The organism is Streptomyces olindensis (assembly GCF_040645895.1).
Classification (GTDB): domain Bacteria; phylum Actinomycetota; class Actinomycetes; order Streptomycetales; family Streptomycetaceae; genus Streptomyces; species Streptomyces olindensis.
Window position 1 is genome coordinate 1,486 of sequence record NZ_JBEYZD010000105.1, and the last position, 19,199, is coordinate 20,684.

Sequence of the window (19,199 nt, forward strand, 5' to 3'; positions counted from 1 at the left end):
CGCGGCGTTCGCTCACCGCCCAACCCGTCGGGGTCCGGTGGCGAGGCTGATCAGCCCCGTCCCGGCTCGACGCGGTGTCTGGGGTTGACGGCGTTCGCTCACCGCCCAACCCGTCGGGGTCCGGTGGCGAGGCTGATCAGCCCCGTCCCGGCTCGACGCGGTGTCTGGGGTTGACGGCGTTCGGTCGCCGCCCAACCCGTCGGGGTCCGGTGGCGAGGCTGATCAGCCCCGTCCCGGCTCGACGGGGCGCCTGAGGTTGACGGCGTTCGCTCACCGCCCAGCCGTCGGGGTCCGATGGCGACGCTGATCAGCCCCGTCCTGGCCCGACGCGGCGCCTGAGGTTGACGGCGTTCCCTCGCCACCCAACCGCCGGCGCCCGATGACGACGCCGATCAGCCACGATCCAGCCCGTCCGGCGTTTGAGGACGACGGCGATCAGTCACCATCCAGCCCGAAGCGCGCCTGATGGCGACGCTGATCAGCCACATCCCGGCTCGACGCGGCGCCTGAGGTTGACGGCGTTCGCTCACCGCCCAACCCGTCGGGGTCCGATGGCGACGCCGATCAGCCCCGTCCCGGCTCGACGCGGCGCCTGGGGTTGACGGCGTTCGCTCACCGCCCAACCCGTCGGGGTCCGATGGCGACGCCGATCAGCCACGATCCAGCCCGTCCGGCGTTTGAGGACGACGGCGATCAGTCACCATCCAGCCCGAAGCGCGCCTGATGGCGACGCTGATCAGCCACATCCCGGCTCGACGCGGCGCCTGAGGTTGACGGCGTTCGCTCACCGCCCAGCCCGTCGGGGTCCGGTGGCGAGGCTGATCAGCCCCGTCCCGGCTCGACGGGGCGCCTGGGGTTGGCGGCGTTCGGTCGCCGCCCAACCCGTCGGGGTCCGGTGGCGACGCTGATCAGCCCCGTCCCGGCTCGACGGGGCGCCTGGGGTTGACGGCGTTCGGTCGCCGCCCAACCCGTCGGGGTCCGATGGCGACGCCGATCAGCCACGATCCAGCCCGTCCGGCGTTTGAGGACGACGCCGATCAGTCACCATCCAGCCCGAAGCGCGCCTGATGGCGACGCCGATCAGTCACCATCCAACCCGTCCGGCGTTTGAGGACAAGGCCGTTCAGGACGAAGCGGGGGCCTGGGGGCGGCAGCCCCCAGCACGGGCCGGGCAGCAACCGCCCAGCACTACGAAACCCGCGGCACCCCGGAGGACCCCCGCACCATCAATTCCCCCCGCACCGACGCGATCCCCCCGGGCGGCGCCTCCTCCCGCCCCATGGCGATCCGCCCGGCCCGAGCCCCGGCCTCCGCGAGCGGCAACCGTACCGTCGTCAGCGACGGCACCGCGTCGATGCTGAACGGCAGGTCGTCGAACCCCGCCACCGACACGTCCTCCGGAATCCGCAGCCCGGAGTCCCGCAGCGCCGCACACGCCCCCAGCGCGACGGAGTCGTTCGCCGCGACGACCGCCGTCAGCGACGGATCCCGCCGCAGCAGCTCCAGCGTCGCCTCGTAGCCGGAGCGGCGGTCGTAGCGCCCGTGCACCGTCCAGCGCGGGTCCTCCTCGATCCCGTGCGCGGCCAGCGCCGCCCGGTGCCCCTCCAGCCGGTGCCGCGTCGTCGTCCGTTCCTCCGGCCCCGCGATGTACCCCAGCCGCCGGTGCCCGAGCCCGATCAGGTGCTCGGTCAGCTCCTGCCCGCCCCCGCGGTTGTCGAAGGTCAGCGCGATCGCCCCGGTCTCCGGCGCCGGCGGGCGCCCGCACAGCACGACCCGCGTCCCGGCGTCCGCCAGCTTCCGCACCTTCGCGTCCATCGCCGCCTTGTGCGAGGCGTCCTCGATCGCGCCGCCGGTGAGCACCACGGCCGCCGCCCGCTGCCGCTGCAGCAGCGTGAGGTACGTCAGCTCCCGCTCCGGTGAGCCGCCCGTGTTGCAGACCACGGCGAGTCTCTCCCCGCCCGCACGGCCGCCCGGCCCGCCGATCTCGGCCTGGATCGCGCTCGCCATGATCCCGAAGAACGGGTCGGCGATGTCGTTCACCAGGATCCCGACCAGGTCGGAGGTGGCGGCGGCCAGGGCGCTCGCGGGTCCGTTGAGTACGTAGTCCAGCTCGTCCACGGCCTTCAGCACCCGCTCACGGGTGGAGGCGGCCACGGGGTAGTTCCCGTTCAGCACGCGCGACACCGTCGCGGGGGAGACCTGTGCGCGGGCCGCCACATCCGCCAGGGTCACCGTCATCTCGTCGTCCTCCGGTCGCGCATCTCGTCATCCGCCTGCCTACACACCCATACCGGTGACCGTGGTTCCGACGGACCTATGGCCATGGTTTGTGCAGACCTTAAGCCCCCGAGCCCCGGTTGTTCGCCCCCTCGAACAACTCGTCCTGGTCACGGTCTTGTCCGGACCGCGGTTCAGAGGCTAGCTTCTCCGTATGTAGAAAGCGCTTGCTGTAGCGCTCACCAGTCCACCGGGTGGCTCACCGGCCCCGGGCGACGGGTGGGGCGTACGCGGCGCGACGACCGCGTACGAAGGGAACGACGTGACACGCAAGACGGTGCGTATCGCCATGAACGGCGTGACCGGGCGCATGGGCTACCGCCAGCACCTGGTCCGCTCCATCCTCGCCCTGCGCGAGCAGGGCGGCCTCGACCTCGGCGACGGCACCGTGCTGTGGCCCGAGCCGATCCTCGTCGGCCGCCGCGAGCACGCGCTCAGGGCGCTGGCGGAGCAGCACGGGCTGGAGCACGTCTCCACCGACCTGGACGCGGTCCTCGCCGACGAGACGGTGGACATCTACTTCGACGCGCAGGTCACCTCCGCCCGCGAGGAGGCGCTCAAGAAGGCCATCGCCGCGGGCAAGCACATCTACACCGAGAAGCCGACCGCCACGGGCCTCGACGGCGCTCTCGACCTCGCCCGCCTGGCCGACGAGGCCGGCATCAAGCACGGCGTCGTCCAGGACAAGCTCTTCCTCCCCGGCCTGCTGAAGCTGAAGCGCCTCATCGACGGCGGCTTCTTCGGCCGGATCCTGTCCGTGCGCGGCGAGTTCGGCTACTGGGTCTTCGAGGGCGACTGGCAGGCCGCCCAGCGCCCGTCCTGGAACTACCGGGCCGAGGACGGCGGCGGCATCGTCGTCGACATGTTCCCGCACTGGGAGTACGTGCTGCACGAGCTGTTCGGCCGCGTGAAGTCCGTCCAGGCCATCGCCACCACCCACATCCCGGAGCGCTGGGACGAGAACGGCAAGCCCTACGACGCGACGGCCGACGACGCCGCGTACGGCATCTTCGAGCTCGACGGCGGCGCCATCGCCCAGATCAACTCCTCCTGGGCGGTCCGCGTCAACCGCGACGAGCTGGTGGAGTTCCAGGTCGACGGCACCGAGGGCTCCGCGGTCGCGGGCCTCAGGAACTGCCGGGTCCAGCACCGGTCGGCGACCCCGAAGCCGGTGTGGAACCCGGACATCCCCGCCACGGAGGTCTTCCGCGACCAGTGGCAGGAGGTCCCGGACAACCAGGACTTCGACAACGGCTTCAAGGCCCAGTGGGAGCTGTTCCTCAAGCACGTCTACGCCGACGCCCCCTACCACTGGGACCTGCTGGCCGGTGCCCGCGGTGTCCAGCTCGCCGAGCTGGGCCTGAAGTCCTCGGCCGAGGGCCGCCGCCTCGACGTCCCGGAGATCTCGCTGTGACCATCCGACTCCCGGACAGCGGCGGGACGCTGCGGACGTATGAGCCCCGCACCGAACCCCTCGTCGTGACGTCCGGCACCCCGTTCACCTCCCGCACGGTCTTCTCGGCGGCGCACGTCGTCGCCGACCCGTACGCGGACGTCTCCCCCGACTCGCCCGCCGCCGTCGACTGGGACGCCACGCTCGCCTTCCGCCGCCACCTCTGGTCGCACGGGCTGGGCGTCGCCGAGGCCATGGACACCGCCCAGCGCGGCATGGGCCTGGACTGGACGGGCGCGGCGGAGCTGATCCGCCGGTCGGCGGCCGAGGCCAAGTCGGTCGGCGGCCTGATCGCCTGCGGCGTGGGCACGGACCAGCTGTCCGTCACCGAGGTCGGCTACCCGTACGGCCTGGCGGAGATCCGCGCCGCGTACGAGGAACAGCTCGCTGTCGTCGAGGAGTCGGGCGCGCAGGCGATCCTGATGGCCTCCCGGGCCCTGGCCGCGGTCGCCAAGGGGCCGGAGGACTACCTGGAGGTCTACGGCCATCTGCTCCGTCAGGCGTCCGAGCCGGTCATCCTGCACTGGCTGGGCCCGATGTTCGACCCCGCGCTGGAGGGCTACTGGGGCGCCACGGACCTGGACGCCGCGACCCGCACGTTCCTGGACGTCATCGCCGCGCATCCCGACAAGGTCGACGGCATCAAGGTCTCCCTGCTGGACGCCCAGCGCGAGATCGACATCCGCCGCCGGCTGCCGCAGGGCGTCCGTTGCTACACGGGCGACGACTTCAACTACCCCGAGCTGATCGCGGGCGACGAGCAGGGCTTCAGCCACGCCCTGCTGGGCATCTTCGACCCGCTGGGCCCGCTGGCGGCGCAGGCGGTCCGGGTCCTGGACACAGGCGACGTGCGGGGCTTCCGGGGGCTGCTGGACCCGACGGTCGAGCTGTCCCGCCACCTCTTCCAGACGCCCACCCGCTTCTACAAGACGGGCGTGGTCTTCCTGGCCTGGCTCGCCGGCCACCAGTCGCACTTCACGATGGTCGGCGGCCTGCAGTCGGCCCGCTCGCTGCCGCACTTCGCGAAGGCGTACGAACTGGCTGACGGGCTGGGCCTGTTCCCGGACCCGAAGCTGGCGGAGGAGCGGATGAAGACCCTGCTGAGCGTGTACGGAGTGGACCAGTGAGCACCGCGGGGCTGGAGCGCTTCTCCATCAACCAGATGACGGTGAAGCAGCTGTCGATGCCGGAACTGGTCGACGGGTGCGGCCGGTTGGGCATCCGCAACGTCGGCCTGTGGCGCGAGCCGGTGCAGTCGTACGGCCTGGAGGCCACGGCGAAGCTGGTCCGCGACGCGGGGCTGACGGTGACGACGTTGTGCCGGGGCGGCTTCTTCACGGCGATCGACCCGGGGGAGCGGGCCGAGGCCCTGGCCGACAACCGCCGGGCGATCGACGAGGCGGCGACGCTCGGCACGGACACCCTGGTCCTGGTCTCGGGCGGCCTCCCGGCGGGCTCCAAGGACCTGCACGGGGCGCGGGAGCGCATCGCGGACGCCCTGTCGGAGCTGGGCCCGTACGCGGAGCGGCACGGCGTCCGCCTCGCGATCGAGCCGCTGCACCCCATGTACGCCTCGGACCGCTGCGTGGTGTCGACGCTGGGGCAGGCCCTCGACCTGGCGGAGCGCTTCCCGGCGCAGCAGGTCGGCGTCACGGTCGACACGTACCACATCTGGTGGGACGACACGGCTCCCGCGCAGATCGCCCGGGCGGGCGAGGGCGGCCGCATCCACACCTTCCAGCTCGCCGACTGGACGACCCCCCTCCCGGAGGGCGTGCTGACCGGCCGGGGCCAGATCGGCGACGGCGCGATCGACATGCGCGAGTGGCAGGGCTACGTGGAGGCCGCGGGCTACACCGGCGCCATCGAGGTCGAGCTGTTCAACGACGGGTTGTGGGCCCGGGACGGCCAGGAGGTCCTGGCCGAGACGGCGGCGCGGTTCGTCGAGCACACCCGGTAGGCACGGCCCGGCACCAGGCGCGCTGCCCTGCCCCGGGCTGGGGGCGGGGCGGCGGCCGGTGCTCCGGAGCCGGTCGGTCATTCGCCGCCCGGCTTGCCGAACTCCTCGATCAGCACCGGGTACTGCTCCTTGCCGTGCCCGGCGGCGATCGCACGGTCGGCCATCGCCTTGATCAGCTTCGGCAGTTCGGCGTTGACACCCACCGCCTCGCTCTCCTCGACGAGGTGGGCCATCGCACGCGCGTCGGTCTCCAGGGCCGACACCTCGGCCGGGAACGAGCCGCTGTCGATCTGCTCGGCGTAACCGGGCAGCCACTCGGCCACCCCGGCGGCGATCTGCCGGGCGAACGGCGCGAAGGTCCCGGCGTCGACACCGGCCGTCCTGAGCAGGGCCGTGCCCTGGAGCCAGGCGTTCAGCACGCTCCACATCATGGCCAGGCCGGCCACGTCGTACAGGGACGCGAGCCCGTGGTCCGCGCCCAGGTAGGTGACGGTGCCGAGTGCGCCGAGCGCGGACTCGTACTCCTGGAAGTCCGCCTGTGCGCCGCTGTGCAGGATCATCGCCTCGGCGGTCCCGATCGCCGGCGGCACGGCCATGATGGCGCCGTCCAGGTAACGGGCGCCGCGCTGCCCGGCCCAGCGGGCGGCCTCCCGGGCCTGGGCCGAATCGCCCGAGGTCAGGTTGACCAGCATCGCGCCGTCCAGGTCGACACCGTCCGCGCCGAGCAGGTCGCGCACGGCCGCGTAGTCGGTGAGGCAGACGACCGTCAGGGAGCCCGCCGCGACGGCGTCGCCGACCGAGGGGGCGAGGCGCGCGCCCTCGGCCACCAGCGGGTCGGCCTTGGACGCCGTCCGGTTCCACACGGTCGTCGGGTGCCCGGCGCGCAGGAACGCGGCGGCGAGTGCCTGGCCCATCAGTCCAAGTCCGATGACGGATACGGGAGTTCGGGGTGCGTTGTCCTTGTTCATGACAGCATCGTCAACGTTGATACCGGTGTGAAGGTCAAGGGGGATTCTCGATGCGGATCGGGGAATTGAGCCGGCGGACGGGCGTCCACACCCACCAGCTGCGCTACTACGAGGCACAGGGGCTGCTGGAGGCGGACCGCGGCGCGAACGGCTACCGCGAGTACGACGAGAGCGCCGTGCTGCGGGTGAAGCAGATCCGGCACCTGCTGGGCGCCGGCCTGTCCTCCGAGGACATCGCGTACGTGCTGCCCTGCGCGGTCGGGGAGGCACCGGCCCTGCCCGGCTGCCCCGAGCTGCTGGCCGCGATGCGGTCACGACTGCGGCGGCTGGACGACCAGATGGCCCGGCTCGCCCGCTCCCGCGACGCCCTCACCGGATACATCGAGGCGGCGGAGCGCGTGGGCGGCGAGAGCTACCCGCCCCTCGACGACACCGACCTGGCCGCCGTGCCCGCCTGACCCGGGGCGTGGGCCCGGCGTGCGCGGCCCGGGCATGACCAGGGAGGTAATTGAAGGCCCGCGCACACCGGCGGCACCCTCTGCGCCATGTCCTCCCTCTGCATCGGCGCCGTCGCCCTGTTCTTCCTGGGCATGGGCCTCTACGGCCTGGCCGCCCCCAGCGCGCTCGTCCGCCCCTTCGGCATCGAACTGACCCTCCCGGAGGCCCGTGCCGAAGTCCGGGCCGTCTACGGGGGGTTCGGCGTCGCCGTCGGCGCCCTCCTGGCCTGGGCGGCGCTCGGCGACCCCGGCGATCTGCGGTCGGGGGTGGTCCTCACGGTCGCGGTGTCGCTGGCGGGGATGGCGTTCGGGCGACTCGTGGCCCGTGCGGTGGAGCGCCCGTCGGCGTCCTTCCCGTCCTGGTTCTACTTCTGGGCCGAGTCGCTCGGTGCCGCGCTGCTGATCGCCTGCGTGTGACCCTGCCGCACTCGCCCCGTCCTGTCCTGCCCCGGCAAGCGGGGCGAGCGGCCGGGCGTCAGTCCGCCTTGCCGCGGCGGGCGTACGCGCGAGCCGCCCGTGCCCGGTCGCCGCAGCGGGTCGAGCACCAGTGGCGGCGGCCGTGGCGGAGCAGGAAGCGGTTGCAGGGCGGGGAGCCGCAGGCGGTGAGGCGTTCGGCGTCGGGGGAGGTGAGCAGGTCGGCGGCGTCGGCGGCGAGGGTGGCCAGGGCCAGATCGACGATCGCGGTGGTGGGGTGGGGAGCCGTGCGGTAGGGGCCGGTCTTGTCGTCCCAGCGCAGCAGCGGGGCCGTCGGAACCCTGGTCATCGCGTCGTTGACGGCCGCCACCGCCGCGGGCAGGGCGGGCACGCCGTCGGCGCGGGCGGCGAACAGGGACCTGACCTGTTCGCGCAGTGACCGCAGCTGGGCCGCGCACATCTCCCGCATGCCGGCGTCGGCCGGGGCGAGGCCTCGCTGGGTCAGCCAGTGGTTCGCCTGCGCGGGGGTGCCCAGGAGGTCGAACGTGCGCCCGCCGGGCATGGCGATCGCGGTGTTGGCGAGGGCCAGGGAGGGGTGCTCCTCCTCGCCGTGCGCGCGCGGCGGGGCGGGTTGCTCGGTCACGGACTCCTGCATGTTTCTCATGGTACGGCTTGCCTGTATCCGTGAGAAGAGGCTACGGTCTTCTCACGGTTCGATCGCTTCTATCCGTGAGGTGCTGCATGTCTTCCGTTCCCCTGGCGACCGACTTCCCCGTCCGCGTTCTCGGCGGCCCGACCGCCTTCTTCGAGTACGGAGGCCTGCGCTTCCTGACCGACCCGACCTTCGACGCCCCCGGCGACTACAGCCGGCCCGGGGCTCCGGTCCTGACCAAGACCGCGCCCGCCGCCGGCAGCCCCGCCGACCTCGGCCGCATCGACGTGGTCCTGCTCTCCCACGACGAGCACGCCGACAACCTGGACACCTCCGGCCGGGCCCTGCTCGCCGGCATACCGCTGACGCTGACCACGCCCGGCGGCGGCGAGCGCCTGCGCGAGAGCCTGGGCGACAAGGTCAAGGGCCTGGCCGACTGGGAGTCCGTCGAAGTGGACCGGCCCGGCGGCGGCACGGTCACCGTCACCGGCGTCCCGGCCCTGCACGGCCCCGGCCCCCGCGAGGAGGTCGAGCCGTTCACCGGCCAGGTCGTCGGCTTCGTCCTGACCGGCGAGGGCCTGCCCACCGTCTACGTCAGCGGCGACAACGCCTCACTCGACGCGGTCCGTGAGATCGCCGGCCGCTTCGCCCCCGTCGACACCGCCGTGCTCTTCGCCGGCGCGCCCCGCTTCCCCGTCCTCTTCGACAACCAGGTCCTCGTCCTGGACAGCGCCATGGCCGCCGAGGCCGCCCGGATCCTCGGGGCCCGCCGCGTCGTCCCCGTCCACTACGACAGCTGGTCCCACTTCACCGAAGGCGGCGACGCGCTGGAGGCCGCTTTCACCGCCGCCGGGCTCGCCGACCGGCTGGACTGGGGCAAGGGCGCCTGACCTGCCGTCACTTGCGCCAGAACAGGTGGTGGATCACCCCGCTCGGACTCGGCACGACATCGCGGTGGAAGCGGTCGAGCAGTTCCTCGGGCGACTCCCACAGCCGTGAGCCGGACCCGAGCACCACGCCGGGCGACACCGCCACGTGCAGCGTGTCCACCAGGTCGGCGTCGAGGAACTCCCGGACGGTGGCCGCCCCGCCGCCGAGCCGGACGTCCTTGCCGCCGGCCGCCTTGCGCGCCTGCTCCAGGACCTCGGCCGGGTCGCCGCCGACGAAGTGGAACGTGGTGTCGGAGAGGGTGAACGAGGGCCGCTCGTAGTGGGTCATCACGAACACCGGCGTGTGGAACGGGGGTTCCTCGCCCCACCAGCCCTTCCACTCGTGGTCCTGCCACGGGCCGCGGTGCGGGCTGAACTTGTTGCGGCCCATGATCTCCGCGCCGATGTTGTGGTGGAAGTCCCGCACCAGGTAGTCGTCCAGGCCGCGGCTCCCGCCCGGGTCGGTGCGGTTCGGCCAGCTCGCGGTCGCGCCGGCCCAGGCGAACATCGTCCCCGGGTCGGCGTGTCCGAACGGACGCTCCAGGCTCTGGCCTTCGCCGGCACCGAATCCGTCACTCGAGACGTTGAAGTTCTGCACGCGCAGCAGCTGGGACACAGCGTTCCTCCTGTGGTCGACGAGAGGGAAGACCGCCCGGGCCGGCGAAACTCATCGGCCCGGGCCCGGCGGCCCCCCCCGCTCACCCGGCCTGCGCCACCACGTGGTCGATCACCCGCTGGAAGTCCTCACTCGGCGAGAACTCCACGAACTCGCTGTCCTCCAGGGCCACCGGCACATGTCCGGGACCCCAGTAGTAGGCCTGCCCCGCCACGTACTCCTCCTCGCCGGCGGCCGTGTGCATCCTGATCCGGCCCTTCAGCAGGTAGCCCCAGTGCGGGCACTGGCACGCGTCGTCGGGCATGCCCTTGAGGGCCGGGCCCATGTCGGTGCCCCGGGGAAGGGTGATGTAGCCGACCGACATGCCGCCGCCGATCGGCATGATCCGCAGTTCCACTCCGTCGCCCTCGAGCGCGACGGGCACGTCGTTCCGGGTCGCCGCCGTCATGATTCCTCCGCTCCGGCCCGCCGGGCCTGGAAAAAAGGGCTCCCCCTCTCCAGCGTGGACCGCCGGTGGACCGCCCGCGACATCACGATCCGGTCAAGAGGTACCGCGGGGGTCTTGATTTACCGCCGTGTAATCGATTCCATCCACGCGTTGGTGTAATCGATTCCACGAACCTGTTCCGGGTTCCGTTTCCACAAGGAGGTGGAGCGGCGGTGGCCAGCATCAAGGACGTCGCTGCCGAGGCCGGCGTCTCCGTCGCCACGGTCTCGCGCGTCCTGAACGACCACCCGTCGGTCAGCGCCGACGCGCGCACCCGCGTGCTCGCCGCCGTCGAGGCCCTGGGCTACCGCCCGAACGCCGTCGCCCGCTCGCTGCGCACCGACCAGACCCACACCCTCGGCCTGGTCATCAGCGACGTGATGAACCCGTACTTCACCGAACTGGCCCGCTCCGTCGAGGAGGAGGCCCGCGCGCTCGGCTACAGCGTCATCATCGGCAACGCCGACGAGCGGCCCGGCCTCCAGGACCACCACGTGCGCACCCTCCTGGACCGGCGCATCGACGGCCTGCTCGTCTCGCCCACGGACGGCGGCTCGCCGCTGATGCTGGACGCCGCGCGGGCCGGGACGCCCATGGTGTTCGTGGACCGGTGGATCCCCGGCGTGGACGTGCCCGTCGTCCGCGCGGACGGCCGGGCCGCCGTACGGGACCTCGTGACGCATCTGCACGGGCTCGGGCACCGGCGGCTCGCGATCATCGCCGGTCCCGCGGCGACCACGACCGGCCGGGAGCGCGTGGAGGCCTTCCGCGAGGCGCTCGCCGCGTGCGGCCTGGAACTCCCCGACGCCTACATAGGGCAGGGCGACTTCCAGGCCGAGAGCGGGCGCCGGGTCACCGAGGGCTTCCTCGACCTGGCCGAGCCGCCCGAGGTCGTCTTCGCGGCCGACAACCTGATGGCGCTCGGCGCGCTGGACGCCGTACGCGCGCGTGGACTGCGCGTGCCGGACGACATCGCGCTGGCCGCGTTCGACGACATCCCGTGGTTCGTGCACACCGACCCGCCGATCACGGCGGTCGCCCAGCCCACGGGCGAGCTGGGCCGGGCCGCCGTACGGGCCCTGGTCGACCGCATCGAAGGACGGCCGGGCGAATCCGTCACCCTCCCCGCCCGGCTCGTCGTACGCCGCTCCTGCGGCGAGAACCCCACCCCAGTGCAAAGGAGCACGTCGTGAGCAACGCGGACGAGTTGCTGCGCATCGAGGGCATACGGAAGACCTTCCCGGGTGTGGTCGCGCTGGACGGCGTCGACTTCTCCTTGCGCCGGGGCGAGGTGCACGTGCTGCTCGGTGAGAACGGCGCGGGCAAGAGCACGCTGATCAAGATGCTCTCCGGTGCCTACACGCCCGACGCCGGGCGGATCCTGGTCGGCGGCGAGGAGACGCGCATCCAGAGCGCGCAGGACTCCGAGCGGCTCGGGATCGCCACCATCTACCAGGAGTTCAACCTCGTACCCGATCTGACGGTCGCCGAGAACATCTTCCTCGGGCGCCAGCCCCGCCGCTTCGGGATGATCGACCGCAAGCGGATGGAGGCGGACGCCGAGGTCCTGCTGAAGCGCGTCGGCGTGAACGTGTCGCCCCGCGCGCGGGTCCGCGAACTCGGCATCGCCCGCCTGCAGATGGTCGAGATCGCGAAGGCGCTCAGCCTGGACGCAAGCGTGCTGATCATGGACGAGCCGACCGCCGTGCTCACCTCCGAGGAGGTCGAGAAGCTCTTCGCGATCGTGCGCACCCTGCGCGAGGACGGCGTCGGGATCGTCTTCATCACGCACCACCTGGAGGAGATCGCCGCCCTCGGCGACCGCGTGACGGTCATCCGGGACGGCAGGAGCGTCGGCCAGGTGCCCGCCGCCACCCCCGAGGACGAGCTGGTCCGCCTCATGGTGGGGCGCTCGATCGAGCAGCAGTACCCGCGCGAACGGCCCGAGAAGGGCGCCGCGTTGCTCACCGTCGAGGGCCTCACCCGGGACGGCGTCTTCCACGACGTCACCTTCGAGGTGCACGCCGGTGAGGTCGTCGGCATCGCGGGCCTGGTCGGGGCCGGACGGACCGAGGTGGTCCGGGCGGTCTTCGGGGCCGACCCGTACGACAAGGGCAGTGTGAAGGTCTCCGGCGCCTCGATCGCCAAGTACGACGTCAACGCGGCGATGACCGCGGGCATCGGCCTCGTCCCCGAGGACCGCAAGGGCCAGGGCCTGGTGCTGGACGCGTCGGTGGAGGAGAACCTCGGTCTGGTGACCCTGCGGTCGGCCACGCGCGCGGGGCTCGTCGACCTCAAGGGCCAGCGCGAGGCGGCCGAGCGGATCGCCGGGCAGCTCGGCGTGCGGATGGCCGGACTCGGCCAGCACGTGCGCACGCTGTCCGGCGGCAACCAGCAGAAGGTCGTCATCGGCAAGTGGCTGCTCGCCGACACCAAGGTGCTGATCCTCGACGAGCCGACGCGCGGCATCGACGTCGGCGCCAAGGTCGAGATCTACCAGCTCGTCAACGAACTCACCGCCGCCGGCGCGGCCGTCCTGATGATCTCCAGCGACCTGCCCGAGGTGCTCGGCATGAGCGACCGGGTGCTGGTGATGGCCCAGGGCCGGATCGCCGGTGAACTCTCCGCCGACGAGGCGACCCAGGACGCCGTGATGGCCCTCGCCGTAAGCAACCCCAGCACTGACAAGGAGGCCTCCCGTGGCCACTGACACGCTCAAGAGCACGACGGGCGCGGGTGGCGCCTCGGGAGGCCTGCGCCGCCTCCTGCTCGACAACGGCGCGCTCACCGCGCTCATCGTCCTCGTCATCGCGATGTCGGCCCTGTCCGGCGACTTCCTGACGACGGACAACCTCCTCAACGTCGGTGTCCAGGCGGCCGTGACCGCCATCCTCGCCTTCGGCGTCACCTTCGTGATCGTCTCGGCGGGCATCGACCTGTCCGTCGGCTCGGTCGCCGCGCTGTCGGCCACGGTCCTCGCCTGGAGCGCCACCTCGGCGGGCGTCCCCGTCGTCCTCGCCGTGCTCCTCGCCATAGCGACGGGCATCGTCTGCGGCCTGGTCAACGGCATCCTGATCTCCTACGGCAAGCTGCCGCCGTTCATCGCCACGCTCGCCATGCTGTCCGTGGCCCGCGGCCTGTCCCTGGTGATCTCCGAGGGCTCCCCGATCGCCTTCCCCGACTCGGTCTCGCACCTCGGCGACACCCTCGGCGGCTGGCTGCCGGTGCCGGTCCTGGTCATGATCGTGATGGGCCTGATCGCCGCGTTCGTGCTCGGCCGGACCTACATCGGCCGCTCCATGTACGCGATCGGCGGCAACGAGGAGGCCGCGCGGCTGTCCGGCCTGCGCGTGAAGAAGCAGAAGCTCGCCATCTACGCCTTCTCCGGCGTCTTCGCCGCCGTCGCCGGTGTCGTCCTGGCCGCCCGCCTCTCCTCCGCGCAGCCCCAGGCCGCCGACGGCTACGAGCTGGACGCGATCGCCGCGGTCGTCATCGGCGGCGCCTCCCTCGCGGGCGGCACGGGCAAGGCGTCCGGCACGCTCATCGGCGCGCTGATCCTGGCCGTGCTGCGCAACGGGCTGAACCTGCTGAACGTCTCCGCGTTCTGGCAGCAGGTCGTCATCGGTGTCGTCATCGCGCTCGCGGTGCTGTTCGACACGCTGCGGCGCAAGGCGGGGGCGACCCCGGTGGCGGCCGGTGCCTCCGGCGGCGGCAAGGGCAGGCAGGCGGCGACGTACGGGCTCGCGGCCGTCGTCACGGTCGCGATCGTCGGCGCCACGTCCTTCCTGCACAACGGCTCCTCCTCCGCGTCCGCCCCGAAGATGGGCCTGTCGCTGTCCACCCTCAACAACCCCTTCTTCGTGCAGATCCGGGCCGGCGCCCAGGCCGAGGCGAAGCGGCTGGGCATCGACCTGACCGTCACGGACGCCCAGAACGACGCCTCCCAGCAGGCCAACCAGCTGCAGAACTTCACCAGTTCGAACCTGGGCGCGATCATCGTCAACCCCGTGGACTCGGACGCCGCGAGCAACTCGGTGAAGGCCGCCGACCAGGCGAAGATCCCGGTCGTCGCGGTGGACCGGACCGTCAACGACGCGGCGGTGGACACCCTGGTCGCCTCCGACAACGTGGCCGGCGGCGAGCTCGCGGCCAAGTCCATCGCCGAGAAGCTGGGCGGCGAGGGCAAGATCGTGATCCTCCAGGGCCAGGCGGGCACGTCCGCGGCCCGCGAGCGCGCCGAGGGCTTCGCCAAGGGGCTCAAGGCCTACCCGGGCATCCGGGTCGTGGCCCAGCAGCCCGCCGACTTCGACCGCACCAAGGGCCTCGACGTGATGTCGAACCTGCTCCAGGCCCACCCGGACGTCCAGGGCGTCATCGCCGCCAACGACGAGATGGCCCTCGGCGCGATCAAGGCGCTGGGCTCCAAGGCCGGCAAGTCGGTCTCGGTGGTCGGCTTCGACGGCACGCCTGACGGACTGAAGGCGGTCGAGGGCGGCACGCTGTACGCGTCCGTGGCGCAGCAGCCGTCCCAGCTCGGCAAGATCGCCGTGGACAACGCCCTGAAGGCGCTCCAGGGCAAGGAGGTCGAGCAGACGGTGAAGGTGCCGGTGAAGGTGGTCACGAAGGAGAACGTGGCCGGCTTCAGCGGCTGACATCGGGGAAGGGCGGGCGGTCGCACGGCTGGTGGGACCGCCCGCCCATGTCACTCACGTGGGGAGACAACTCATGTACGACTACGACCTCCTGGTCGTCGGGTCGGCCAACGCCGATTTGGTGATCGGAGTCGAGCGCCGGCCCGGTGCCGGCGAGACTGTGCTCGGCTCCGACCTGGCCGTCCACCCGGGCGGCAAGGGCGCGAACCAGGCGGTCGCCGCCGCCCGGCTCGGCGCCCGTACGGCCCTGCTGGCCCGGGTCGGCGACGACGACCACGGCCGGCTGCTGCTGGCCTCGCAGCGGGAGGCCGGCGTCGACACGGTGGGCGTCCTGGTGGGCGACGCGCCGACCGGCGTCGCCCTGATCACGGTCGACCCGTCCGGGGACAACAGCATCGTCGTCTCGCCGGGCGCGAACGGCCGGCTGACCCCCGAGGACGTGAGCGCCGCCGGGTGCCTGTTCCAGAGCTCCAAGGTGGTCTCGACGCAGCTGGAGATCCCGCTGGAAACGGTGGTGGAGGTCGTACGGAACCTGGCACCGGACAGCCGCTTCGTCCTCAACCCCTCCCCGCCGCGCCCCCTCCCCCCGGAGGTGCTGGCGGCCTGCGACCCGCTCATCGTCAACGAGCACGAGGCCAAGGTGATCCTGGGCGGCTCGGCCGTCGGGGACACCCCCGAGGACTGGGCGCGGATCCTGCTCGCGAAGGGCCCGCGGTCGGTGGTGGTGACGCTGGGCTCGGAGGGCGCGCTGGTGGCGTCGGCGGCAGGGGTGTCCCGGGTCGCGCCGGTGAAGGTCCACGCGGTGGACACGACGGGCGCGGGCGACGCGTTCACCGCTGCGCTGGCCTACCGGCTGGGGGCGGGGGAGCCCCTGGCGGAGGCGGCGGCGTACGCGGCGCGGGTGGGCGCGGCGACGGTGACGAAGGAGGGCGCGCAGGCGTCCTTCCCGACGGCGGAGGAGGTCGCTGAGCTGTGAAGAAGGCCGGAATACTGAACCGTCACCTCGCCGGTGCGCTGGCCGGACTCGGCCACGGCGACGGGGTGCTCGTCTGCGACGCGGGCATGCCCATCCCCGACGGCCCCCGGGTGGTGGACCTGGCCTTCCGGGCCGGGGTGCCGGCGTTCGCCGAGGTGCTGGACGGCCTGCTGGCCGAGCTGGTCGTCGAAGGGGCGACGGCGGCGGAGGAGGTACGGCGGGCCAACCCGCGGGCCGCCGAGCTGCTGGACGGGCACTTCCCCGCACTGGAGCTCGTCCCGCACGAGCGGCTCAAGGAACTGTCGGCGGGTGCCCGCCTGATCGTCCGCACGGGCGAGGCACGGCCGTACGCCAACGTCCTGCTGCGCTGCGGCGTCTTCTTCTGACCGCCGTTCACCGAGATGTATTCGAGGGGCCCGGTCCGTCGACCGGGCCCCTCGGCTTTCCCCTCCCGTCAGGAGCCCCCGCGATCCCCCCGGATCCCCCTCCAGAAGTCCTGACACCAAGTACGACCCCCGAAGGGCCGGAAGGGTTGCACGGTCGGGTAAGAAATTCTTGCCGGATCCTTACGGACCCCCGCGCCGGTGCCGGAGAGGGTGCCCTAGGTTGACGGCATGGGCCTCTTCGACAAGCTGACCGGAACCGCCTGTCCGGACGACGGTGTCGTTCCGCGCCCGGTCGGGGAGGTGCGGGCGGCCCTGCTCGGTCTCAACGGACCCGACGTGCCGTACGTCGTCCGCGACGGCGCCGCGGAGGGCGCCGACGTGGTGGCGGAGTGGCGGCTGGCCGAGCCCGCCTGGCAGACCCACTTCGTCCAGTCCCGACTCAGTCGTGCCGTCCGGTTCCGGATGCGCTTCGTCGAGGACGAGCACGAGGTGCGCGTCGTCGAGGAGGGGCGGGAGGTCACCCGGGTCGGGAACCCGCCGAGGCTCAGCATCTCGCGGCAGTACACGCGCGGCCCCGACAGGACCGTCTCCCGCCACTACACGATCGGGCGCGGGGAGAGCGGCCGCCTGGAAGCCACGGAGACGTTCCGCTTCGACAGCGCCGAACTGCGCGACCCCCTGCGGGACACCGTCCTCACGTCGGGCTGGACGTGGCGGGGCGTGGTGTTCGGCAGACTGTGAGCACGCGGGTGAGTCCGCCGTCGTCCTCCTCGATGTCCCGGACGTGCGCGAACCCGAGCCTGCCCAGCAGCCGCAGCGAAGCCTCGTTCCGCGCGTCCACGGTCGCGTGCACCTCGGCGAGCCCGAGGGTCTCGAAGCCGTACGCCACGAGCGCCTCGGCCAGCTCCGTCCCGAGCCCGCCGCCCCAGGCCTCGGGGGACAGGGCGTAGACGATCTCGTGGCCGTCGACCTGGTCGGTCCGCTTGATCTCGGCGTGCCCGACCAGCAGCCCACCGCGCCGGACGGCCCACACGACGAACAGCCCCCGCGCGTACACCTTGCTGAAGACCCGCCCGAACAGGGCCCGGGTCTCGGCCTCGGAAGCGGGACCGTCCCCCATCCACCGGGACACCCGGGTGTCCTGGAACAGGGCGACGAAGCCGTCTTCGTCGTCCGGGGTGTAGGGGGTGAGGAGGAGGCGGCGAGTGCGCAGGGCCGGGGGCAGGGGGGCGCTCACTCGACGCCGCCGAGCTGATCGGCCCAGACGTAGCTCTCGGGCAGCAACTCCTTGACCGGAACGGCCCGGACCCCGTCACCCGTGCCGACGATGACCTCGACGGCGGGAAAGTAGTCGAGAAGAACCTGCCGGCAACGCCCGCACGGCGGCACGACCCCCCGGCCGCGGTCGCCCACGGCGACGACGGTGTCCAGCTCGTACACCCCCTGGGCGGCTGCCACGCCGATGAGCGTCAGCTCGGCGCAGGGCCCTCCGGTGAAGTGGTAGACGTTCACCGCGGTCACGATCCGCCCGTCCCGGGCACGCCCCGCGGCGGCCATGGTGTGCCTCTCGCCCCGGCACCGCGTACGGGCGACGTCCGCCGCGGCCCGGACGAGCTCATGGTCGACGGGGTGGGTCTGCGTGGTCATCGGCTCTGCTTTCGTCTTTCGTCGGAGACAAGGGGACGTTGACCCGAGCGGCCGGGGTCGTGCAACCGGAAATCGGCGAGTCACGACGGGGCCAAAGGCGGGAAAAGCCGGTCGACAGCACGAGCGATGTCGGCGCAGGATCCGGTGCATGTCCGCTCCTCCACGACTGCGGCTCCCGCCGGGCTACCGCAGCCGACCGGCGACCCTCACCGACGTCCCCGCGATCCACGGCCTCGTCGCCACCTGCGAGCGCGACCTGCACGGGCGCGTCGACACGGCAGCCGACAGTATCGCCGCCGACCTGGCACGGCCCGGCCTGGACCCGGAGTCCGACACGCTGCTCGTGCACGACGCCGGTGGAGCACCGGCCGGCTGGGCCTGGGTGCACGGAGGCCGCCGCAGCATGATCGACGTCCACCCCCGCCATCGGGGGAAGGGGCTGGGCAGCGCGCTGCTCGCCTGGGCCGAGGAACGTGCCCGCCGGGCGGGCAGTGCACGGCTGGCCCAGACGCTCCCCGACGGCGACCGGACGGCCGCTGCGCTGCTGCTCTCCCGCCGGTACCAGCCGTACATCACCCAGTGGCTGCTGCGGATCGACATGCCCGGCGAACCCGAGGTCCCCGAGGCACCGCCCGGCATCACGGTGCGACCGTTCAGGCCCGGTGACGAGCGGGCGGCGTACCGGCTCACCGAAGACGCCTTCGACGAGTGGCAGCAGCGCCGCAAGCCCTACGAGGAGTGGGCCCGCCTGACGGTCGAACGCCCCACGTTCGCACCGGCCCTGTCACCCGTGGCGATCGCCGACGGCCGGATGGTCGGCGCGGTCCTGTCCCTCGCGGTGCCTGACTCCGACGAGGGCTACATCGACCGTGTCGCGGTACGCCGGGACCACCGCGACCGCGGCATCGCCCGCTCACTCCTGCGGGAGGCGTTCCGCGGGTTCTGGTTGCGCGGCCGGCGCTCGTGCGTGCTCTGGACCCACTCGGCGACCGGTGCCCTGTCGCTGTACGAGCGGGTGGGCATGACGGTCGCGCAAGGCTCGACGGTCTTCAGCAAGGCCCTCGACGACGAGGGGGACGCTGTGGCGGGGCTGTGACGGTGAGGCTGTTGCGACTGTGATCGCAAACGGTGAACATGGTGTAGGCGGAAACGTTCATGGAGACCAATCGAAAGCCGGGGGAGGCGAGTTGGCGCGATGAAGTTCGACATGGGGGCTCAGACGCTGTCGACGTTGCAGCGTGATACGCGGGGTTCGACGGATGACCTGGGTGGTCTGGTCCGGCAG

20 protein-coding genes are annotated in these 19,199 nt (G+C 72.3%); 13 read left to right on the top strand and 7 right to left on the bottom strand.

Annotated elements, in window-relative coordinates; translation table 11 throughout:
- Window positions 1-1,188 precede the first annotated feature (1,188 nt).
- Entirely contained in the window at window positions 1,189-2,238 is a 1,050-nt protein-coding gene (locus ABZ948_RS38020; RefSeq protein WP_359767545.1) for a LacI family DNA-binding transcriptional regulator, read from the bottom strand.
- Window positions 2,239-2,539: 301 nt separating this feature from the next.
- Between ABZ948_RS38020 and ABZ948_RS38025 the strand changes: the two genes are divergently transcribed.
- Genes ABZ948_RS38025 through ABZ948_RS38035 form a run of 3 tightly spaced genes read left to right on the top strand, consistent with a single transcriptional unit; the run spans window position 2,540 to window position 5,690 of the window.
- Window positions 2,540-3,691 carry a Gfo/Idh/MocA family protein gene (locus ABZ948_RS38025; RefSeq protein ID WP_359767547.1) on the top strand — a complete coding sequence of 384 codons (1,152 nt, stop codon included), beginning with the start codon at window positions 2,540-2,542 and terminating at the stop codon, window positions 3,689-3,691.
- Window positions 3,688-4,857: a dihydrodipicolinate synthase family protein gene (locus ABZ948_RS38030; RefSeq protein WP_359767549.1), complete on the top strand. Its 1,170-nt coding sequence runs from the start codon at window positions 3,688-3,690 to the stop codon at window positions 4,855-4,857. The genes ABZ948_RS38025 and ABZ948_RS38030 overlap by 4 nt, the downstream gene beginning before the upstream one ends.
- Entirely contained in the window at window positions 4,854-5,690 is an 837-nt protein-coding gene (locus ABZ948_RS38035; protein WP_359767551.1) for a sugar phosphate isomerase/epimerase family protein, read from the top strand. Before ABZ948_RS38030 ends, ABZ948_RS38035 begins: the two co-directional genes overlap by 4 nt.
- Window positions 5,691-5,767: 77 nt before the next feature.
- On the opposite strand, the gene ABZ948_RS38040 is transcribed toward ABZ948_RS38035, so the two are convergent.
- On the bottom strand, window positions 5,768-6,658 hold the full coding sequence (locus tag ABZ948_RS38040) for an NAD(P)-dependent oxidoreductase (RefSeq protein WP_359767553.1): 891 nt from the start codon (window positions 6,656-6,658) through the stop codon (window positions 5,768-5,770).
- A gap of 50 nt (window positions 6,659-6,708) precedes the next feature.
- Between ABZ948_RS38040 and ABZ948_RS38045 the strand changes: the two genes are divergently transcribed.
- Both ABZ948_RS38045 and ABZ948_RS38050 read left to right on the top strand, forming a co-directional pair.
- The gene (locus ABZ948_RS38045; RefSeq protein WP_359767555.1) at window positions 6,709-7,116 is read left to right on the top strand and encodes a MerR family transcriptional regulator; all 408 of its coding nucleotides are present in this window, start codon (window positions 6,709-6,711) and stop codon (window positions 7,114-7,116) included.
- Window positions 7,117-7,203: 87 nt separating this feature from the next.
- Entirely contained in the window at window positions 7,204-7,572 is a 369-nt protein-coding gene (locus ABZ948_RS38050) for a DUF4345 domain-containing protein (RefSeq protein WP_359767556.1), read from the top strand.
- Window positions 7,573-7,630: 58 nt separating this feature from the next.
- On the opposite strand, the gene ABZ948_RS38055 is transcribed toward ABZ948_RS38050, so the two are convergent.
- On the bottom strand, window positions 7,631-8,224 hold the full coding sequence (locus ABZ948_RS38055) for a CGNR zinc finger domain-containing protein (RefSeq protein WP_359767558.1): 594 nt from the start codon (window positions 8,222-8,224) through the stop codon (window positions 7,631-7,633).
- 86 nt (window positions 8,225-8,310) lie between these two features.
- Between ABZ948_RS38055 and ABZ948_RS38060 the strand changes: the two genes are divergently transcribed.
- A complete protein-coding gene (locus ABZ948_RS38060) occupies window positions 8,311-9,111 on the top strand; it encodes an MBL fold metallo-hydrolase (RefSeq protein WP_359767560.1) in 801 nt (266 codons plus the stop codon).
- Between the two features lie 7 nt (window positions 9,112-9,118).
- Here the strand turns inward: ABZ948_RS38060 and ABZ948_RS38065 are convergent, their stop codons facing one another.
- Complete coding sequence (locus tag ABZ948_RS38065; RefSeq protein ID WP_359767562.1) at window positions 9,119-9,766, bottom strand: dihydrofolate reductase family protein; 648 nt, start codon at window positions 9,764-9,766, stop codon at window positions 9,119-9,121.
- An 82-nt stretch (window positions 9,767-9,848) separates the two neighbouring features.
- Window positions 9,849-10,214, bottom strand: coding sequence for a cupin domain-containing protein (locus ABZ948_RS38070; RefSeq protein WP_359767564.1), 366 nt, complete (start codon window positions 10,212-10,214; stop codon window positions 9,849-9,851).
- 212 nt (window positions 10,215-10,426) lie between these two features.
- On the opposite strand from ABZ948_RS38070, the gene ABZ948_RS38075 reads away from it, so the two are divergent.
- The 6 genes from ABZ948_RS38075 (at window position 10,427) to ABZ948_RS38100 (ending at window position 17,008) form a co-directional block, all read left to right on the top strand.
- Window positions 10,427-11,446 (top strand): LacI family DNA-binding transcriptional regulator, encoded by a 1,020-nt coding sequence (locus tag ABZ948_RS38075; RefSeq protein ID WP_359767566.1) that lies wholly within the window; start codon window positions 10,427-10,429, stop codon window positions 11,444-11,446.
- Window positions 11,443-12,963 (top strand): sugar ABC transporter ATP-binding protein, encoded by a 1,521-nt coding sequence (locus ABZ948_RS38080; RefSeq protein ID WP_359767568.1) that lies wholly within the window; start codon window positions 11,443-11,445, stop codon window positions 12,961-12,963. Before ABZ948_RS38075 ends, ABZ948_RS38080 begins: the two co-directional genes overlap by 4 nt.
- Window positions 12,953-14,905, top strand: coding sequence for an ABC transporter permease/substrate-binding protein (locus tag ABZ948_RS38085; RefSeq protein ID WP_359767570.1), 1,953 nt, complete (start codon window positions 12,953-12,955; stop codon window positions 14,903-14,905). The genes ABZ948_RS38080 and ABZ948_RS38085 overlap by 11 nt, the downstream gene beginning before the upstream one ends.
- Before the next feature lie 73 nt (window positions 14,906-14,978).
- Window positions 14,979-15,881, top strand: a complete 903-nt coding sequence (locus ABZ948_RS38090; protein WP_359767571.1) for a ribokinase — start codon at window positions 14,979-14,981, stop codon at window positions 15,879-15,881.
- A complete protein-coding gene (gene rbsD / locus ABZ948_RS38095; RefSeq protein ID WP_359767573.1) occupies window positions 15,878-16,267 on the top strand; it encodes a D-ribose pyranase in 390 nt (129 codons plus the stop codon). The genes ABZ948_RS38090 and rbsD overlap by 4 nt, the downstream gene beginning before the upstream one ends.
- Before the next feature lie 228 nt (window positions 16,268-16,495).
- Window positions 16,496-17,008 (top strand): hypothetical protein, encoded by a 513-nt coding sequence (locus ABZ948_RS38100; RefSeq protein WP_359767575.1) that lies wholly within the window; start codon window positions 16,496-16,498, stop codon window positions 17,006-17,008.
- Here the strand turns inward: ABZ948_RS38100 and ABZ948_RS38105 are convergent.
- Window positions 16,962-17,492: a GNAT family N-acetyltransferase gene (locus ABZ948_RS38105; protein WP_359767581.1), complete on the bottom strand. Its 531-nt coding sequence runs from the start codon at window positions 17,490-17,492 to the stop codon at window positions 16,962-16,964. The genes ABZ948_RS38100 and ABZ948_RS38105 overlap by 47 nt on opposite strands.
- Before the next feature lie 8 nt (window positions 17,493-17,500).
- A complete protein-coding gene (locus tag ABZ948_RS38110) occupies window positions 17,501-17,914 on the bottom strand; it encodes a cytidine deaminase family protein (RefSeq protein ID WP_359767577.1) in 414 nt (137 codons plus the stop codon).
- 148 nt (window positions 17,915-18,062) lie between these two features.
- Between ABZ948_RS38110 and ABZ948_RS38115 the strand changes: the two genes are divergently transcribed.
- Window positions 18,063-19,010 (top strand): GNAT family N-acetyltransferase, encoded by a 948-nt coding sequence (locus ABZ948_RS38115; RefSeq protein ID WP_359767579.1) that lies wholly within the window; start codon window positions 18,063-18,065, stop codon window positions 19,008-19,010.
- Window positions 19,011-19,199 lie beyond the last annotated feature (189 nt).

What these genes read in the sequence shown, in the direction of transcription:
- ABZ948_RS38020 (WP_359767545.1), bottom strand. Translation starts at nt 2,238, where the DNA reads ATGACGGTGACCCTGGCGGATGTGGCGGCCCGCGCACAGGTCTCCCCC.
- ABZ948_RS38040 (WP_359767553.1), bottom strand. Translation starts at nt 6,658, where the DNA reads ATGAACAAGGACAACGCACCCCGAACTCCCGTATCCGTCATCGGACTT.
- ABZ948_RS38045 (WP_359767555.1), top strand. Translation starts at nt 6,709, where the DNA reads ATGCGGATCGGGGAATTGAGCCGGCGGACGGGCGTCCACACCCACCAG.
- ABZ948_RS38050 (WP_359767556.1), top strand. Translation starts at nt 7,204, where the DNA reads ATGTCCTCCCTCTGCATCGGCGCCGTCGCCCTGTTCTTCCTGGGCATG.
- ABZ948_RS38055 (WP_359767558.1), bottom strand. Translation starts at nt 8,224, where the DNA reads ATGCAGGAGTCCGTGACCGAGCAACCCGCCCCGCCGCGCGCGCACGGC.
- ABZ948_RS38060 (WP_359767560.1), top strand. Translation starts at nt 8,311, where the DNA reads ATGTCTTCCGTTCCCCTGGCGACCGACTTCCCCGTCCGCGTTCTCGGC.
- ABZ948_RS38070 (WP_359767564.1), bottom strand. Translation starts at nt 10,214, where the DNA reads ATGACGGCGGCGACCCGGAACGACGTGCCCGTCGCGCTCGAGGGCGAC.
- ABZ948_RS38090 (WP_359767571.1), top strand. Translation starts at nt 14,979, where the DNA reads ATGTACGACTACGACCTCCTGGTCGTCGGGTCGGCCAACGCCGATTTG.
- ABZ948_RS38100 (WP_359767575.1), top strand. Translation starts at nt 16,496, where the DNA reads ATGGGCCTCTTCGACAAGCTGACCGGAACCGCCTGTCCGGACGACGGT.
- ABZ948_RS38110 (WP_359767577.1), bottom strand. Translation starts at nt 17,914, where the DNA reads ATGACCACGCAGACCCACCCCGTCGACCATGAGCTCGTCCGGGCCGCG.
- ABZ948_RS38115 (WP_359767579.1), top strand. Translation starts at nt 18,063, where the DNA reads ATGTCCGCTCCTCCACGACTGCGGCTCCCGCCGGGCTACCGCAGCCGA.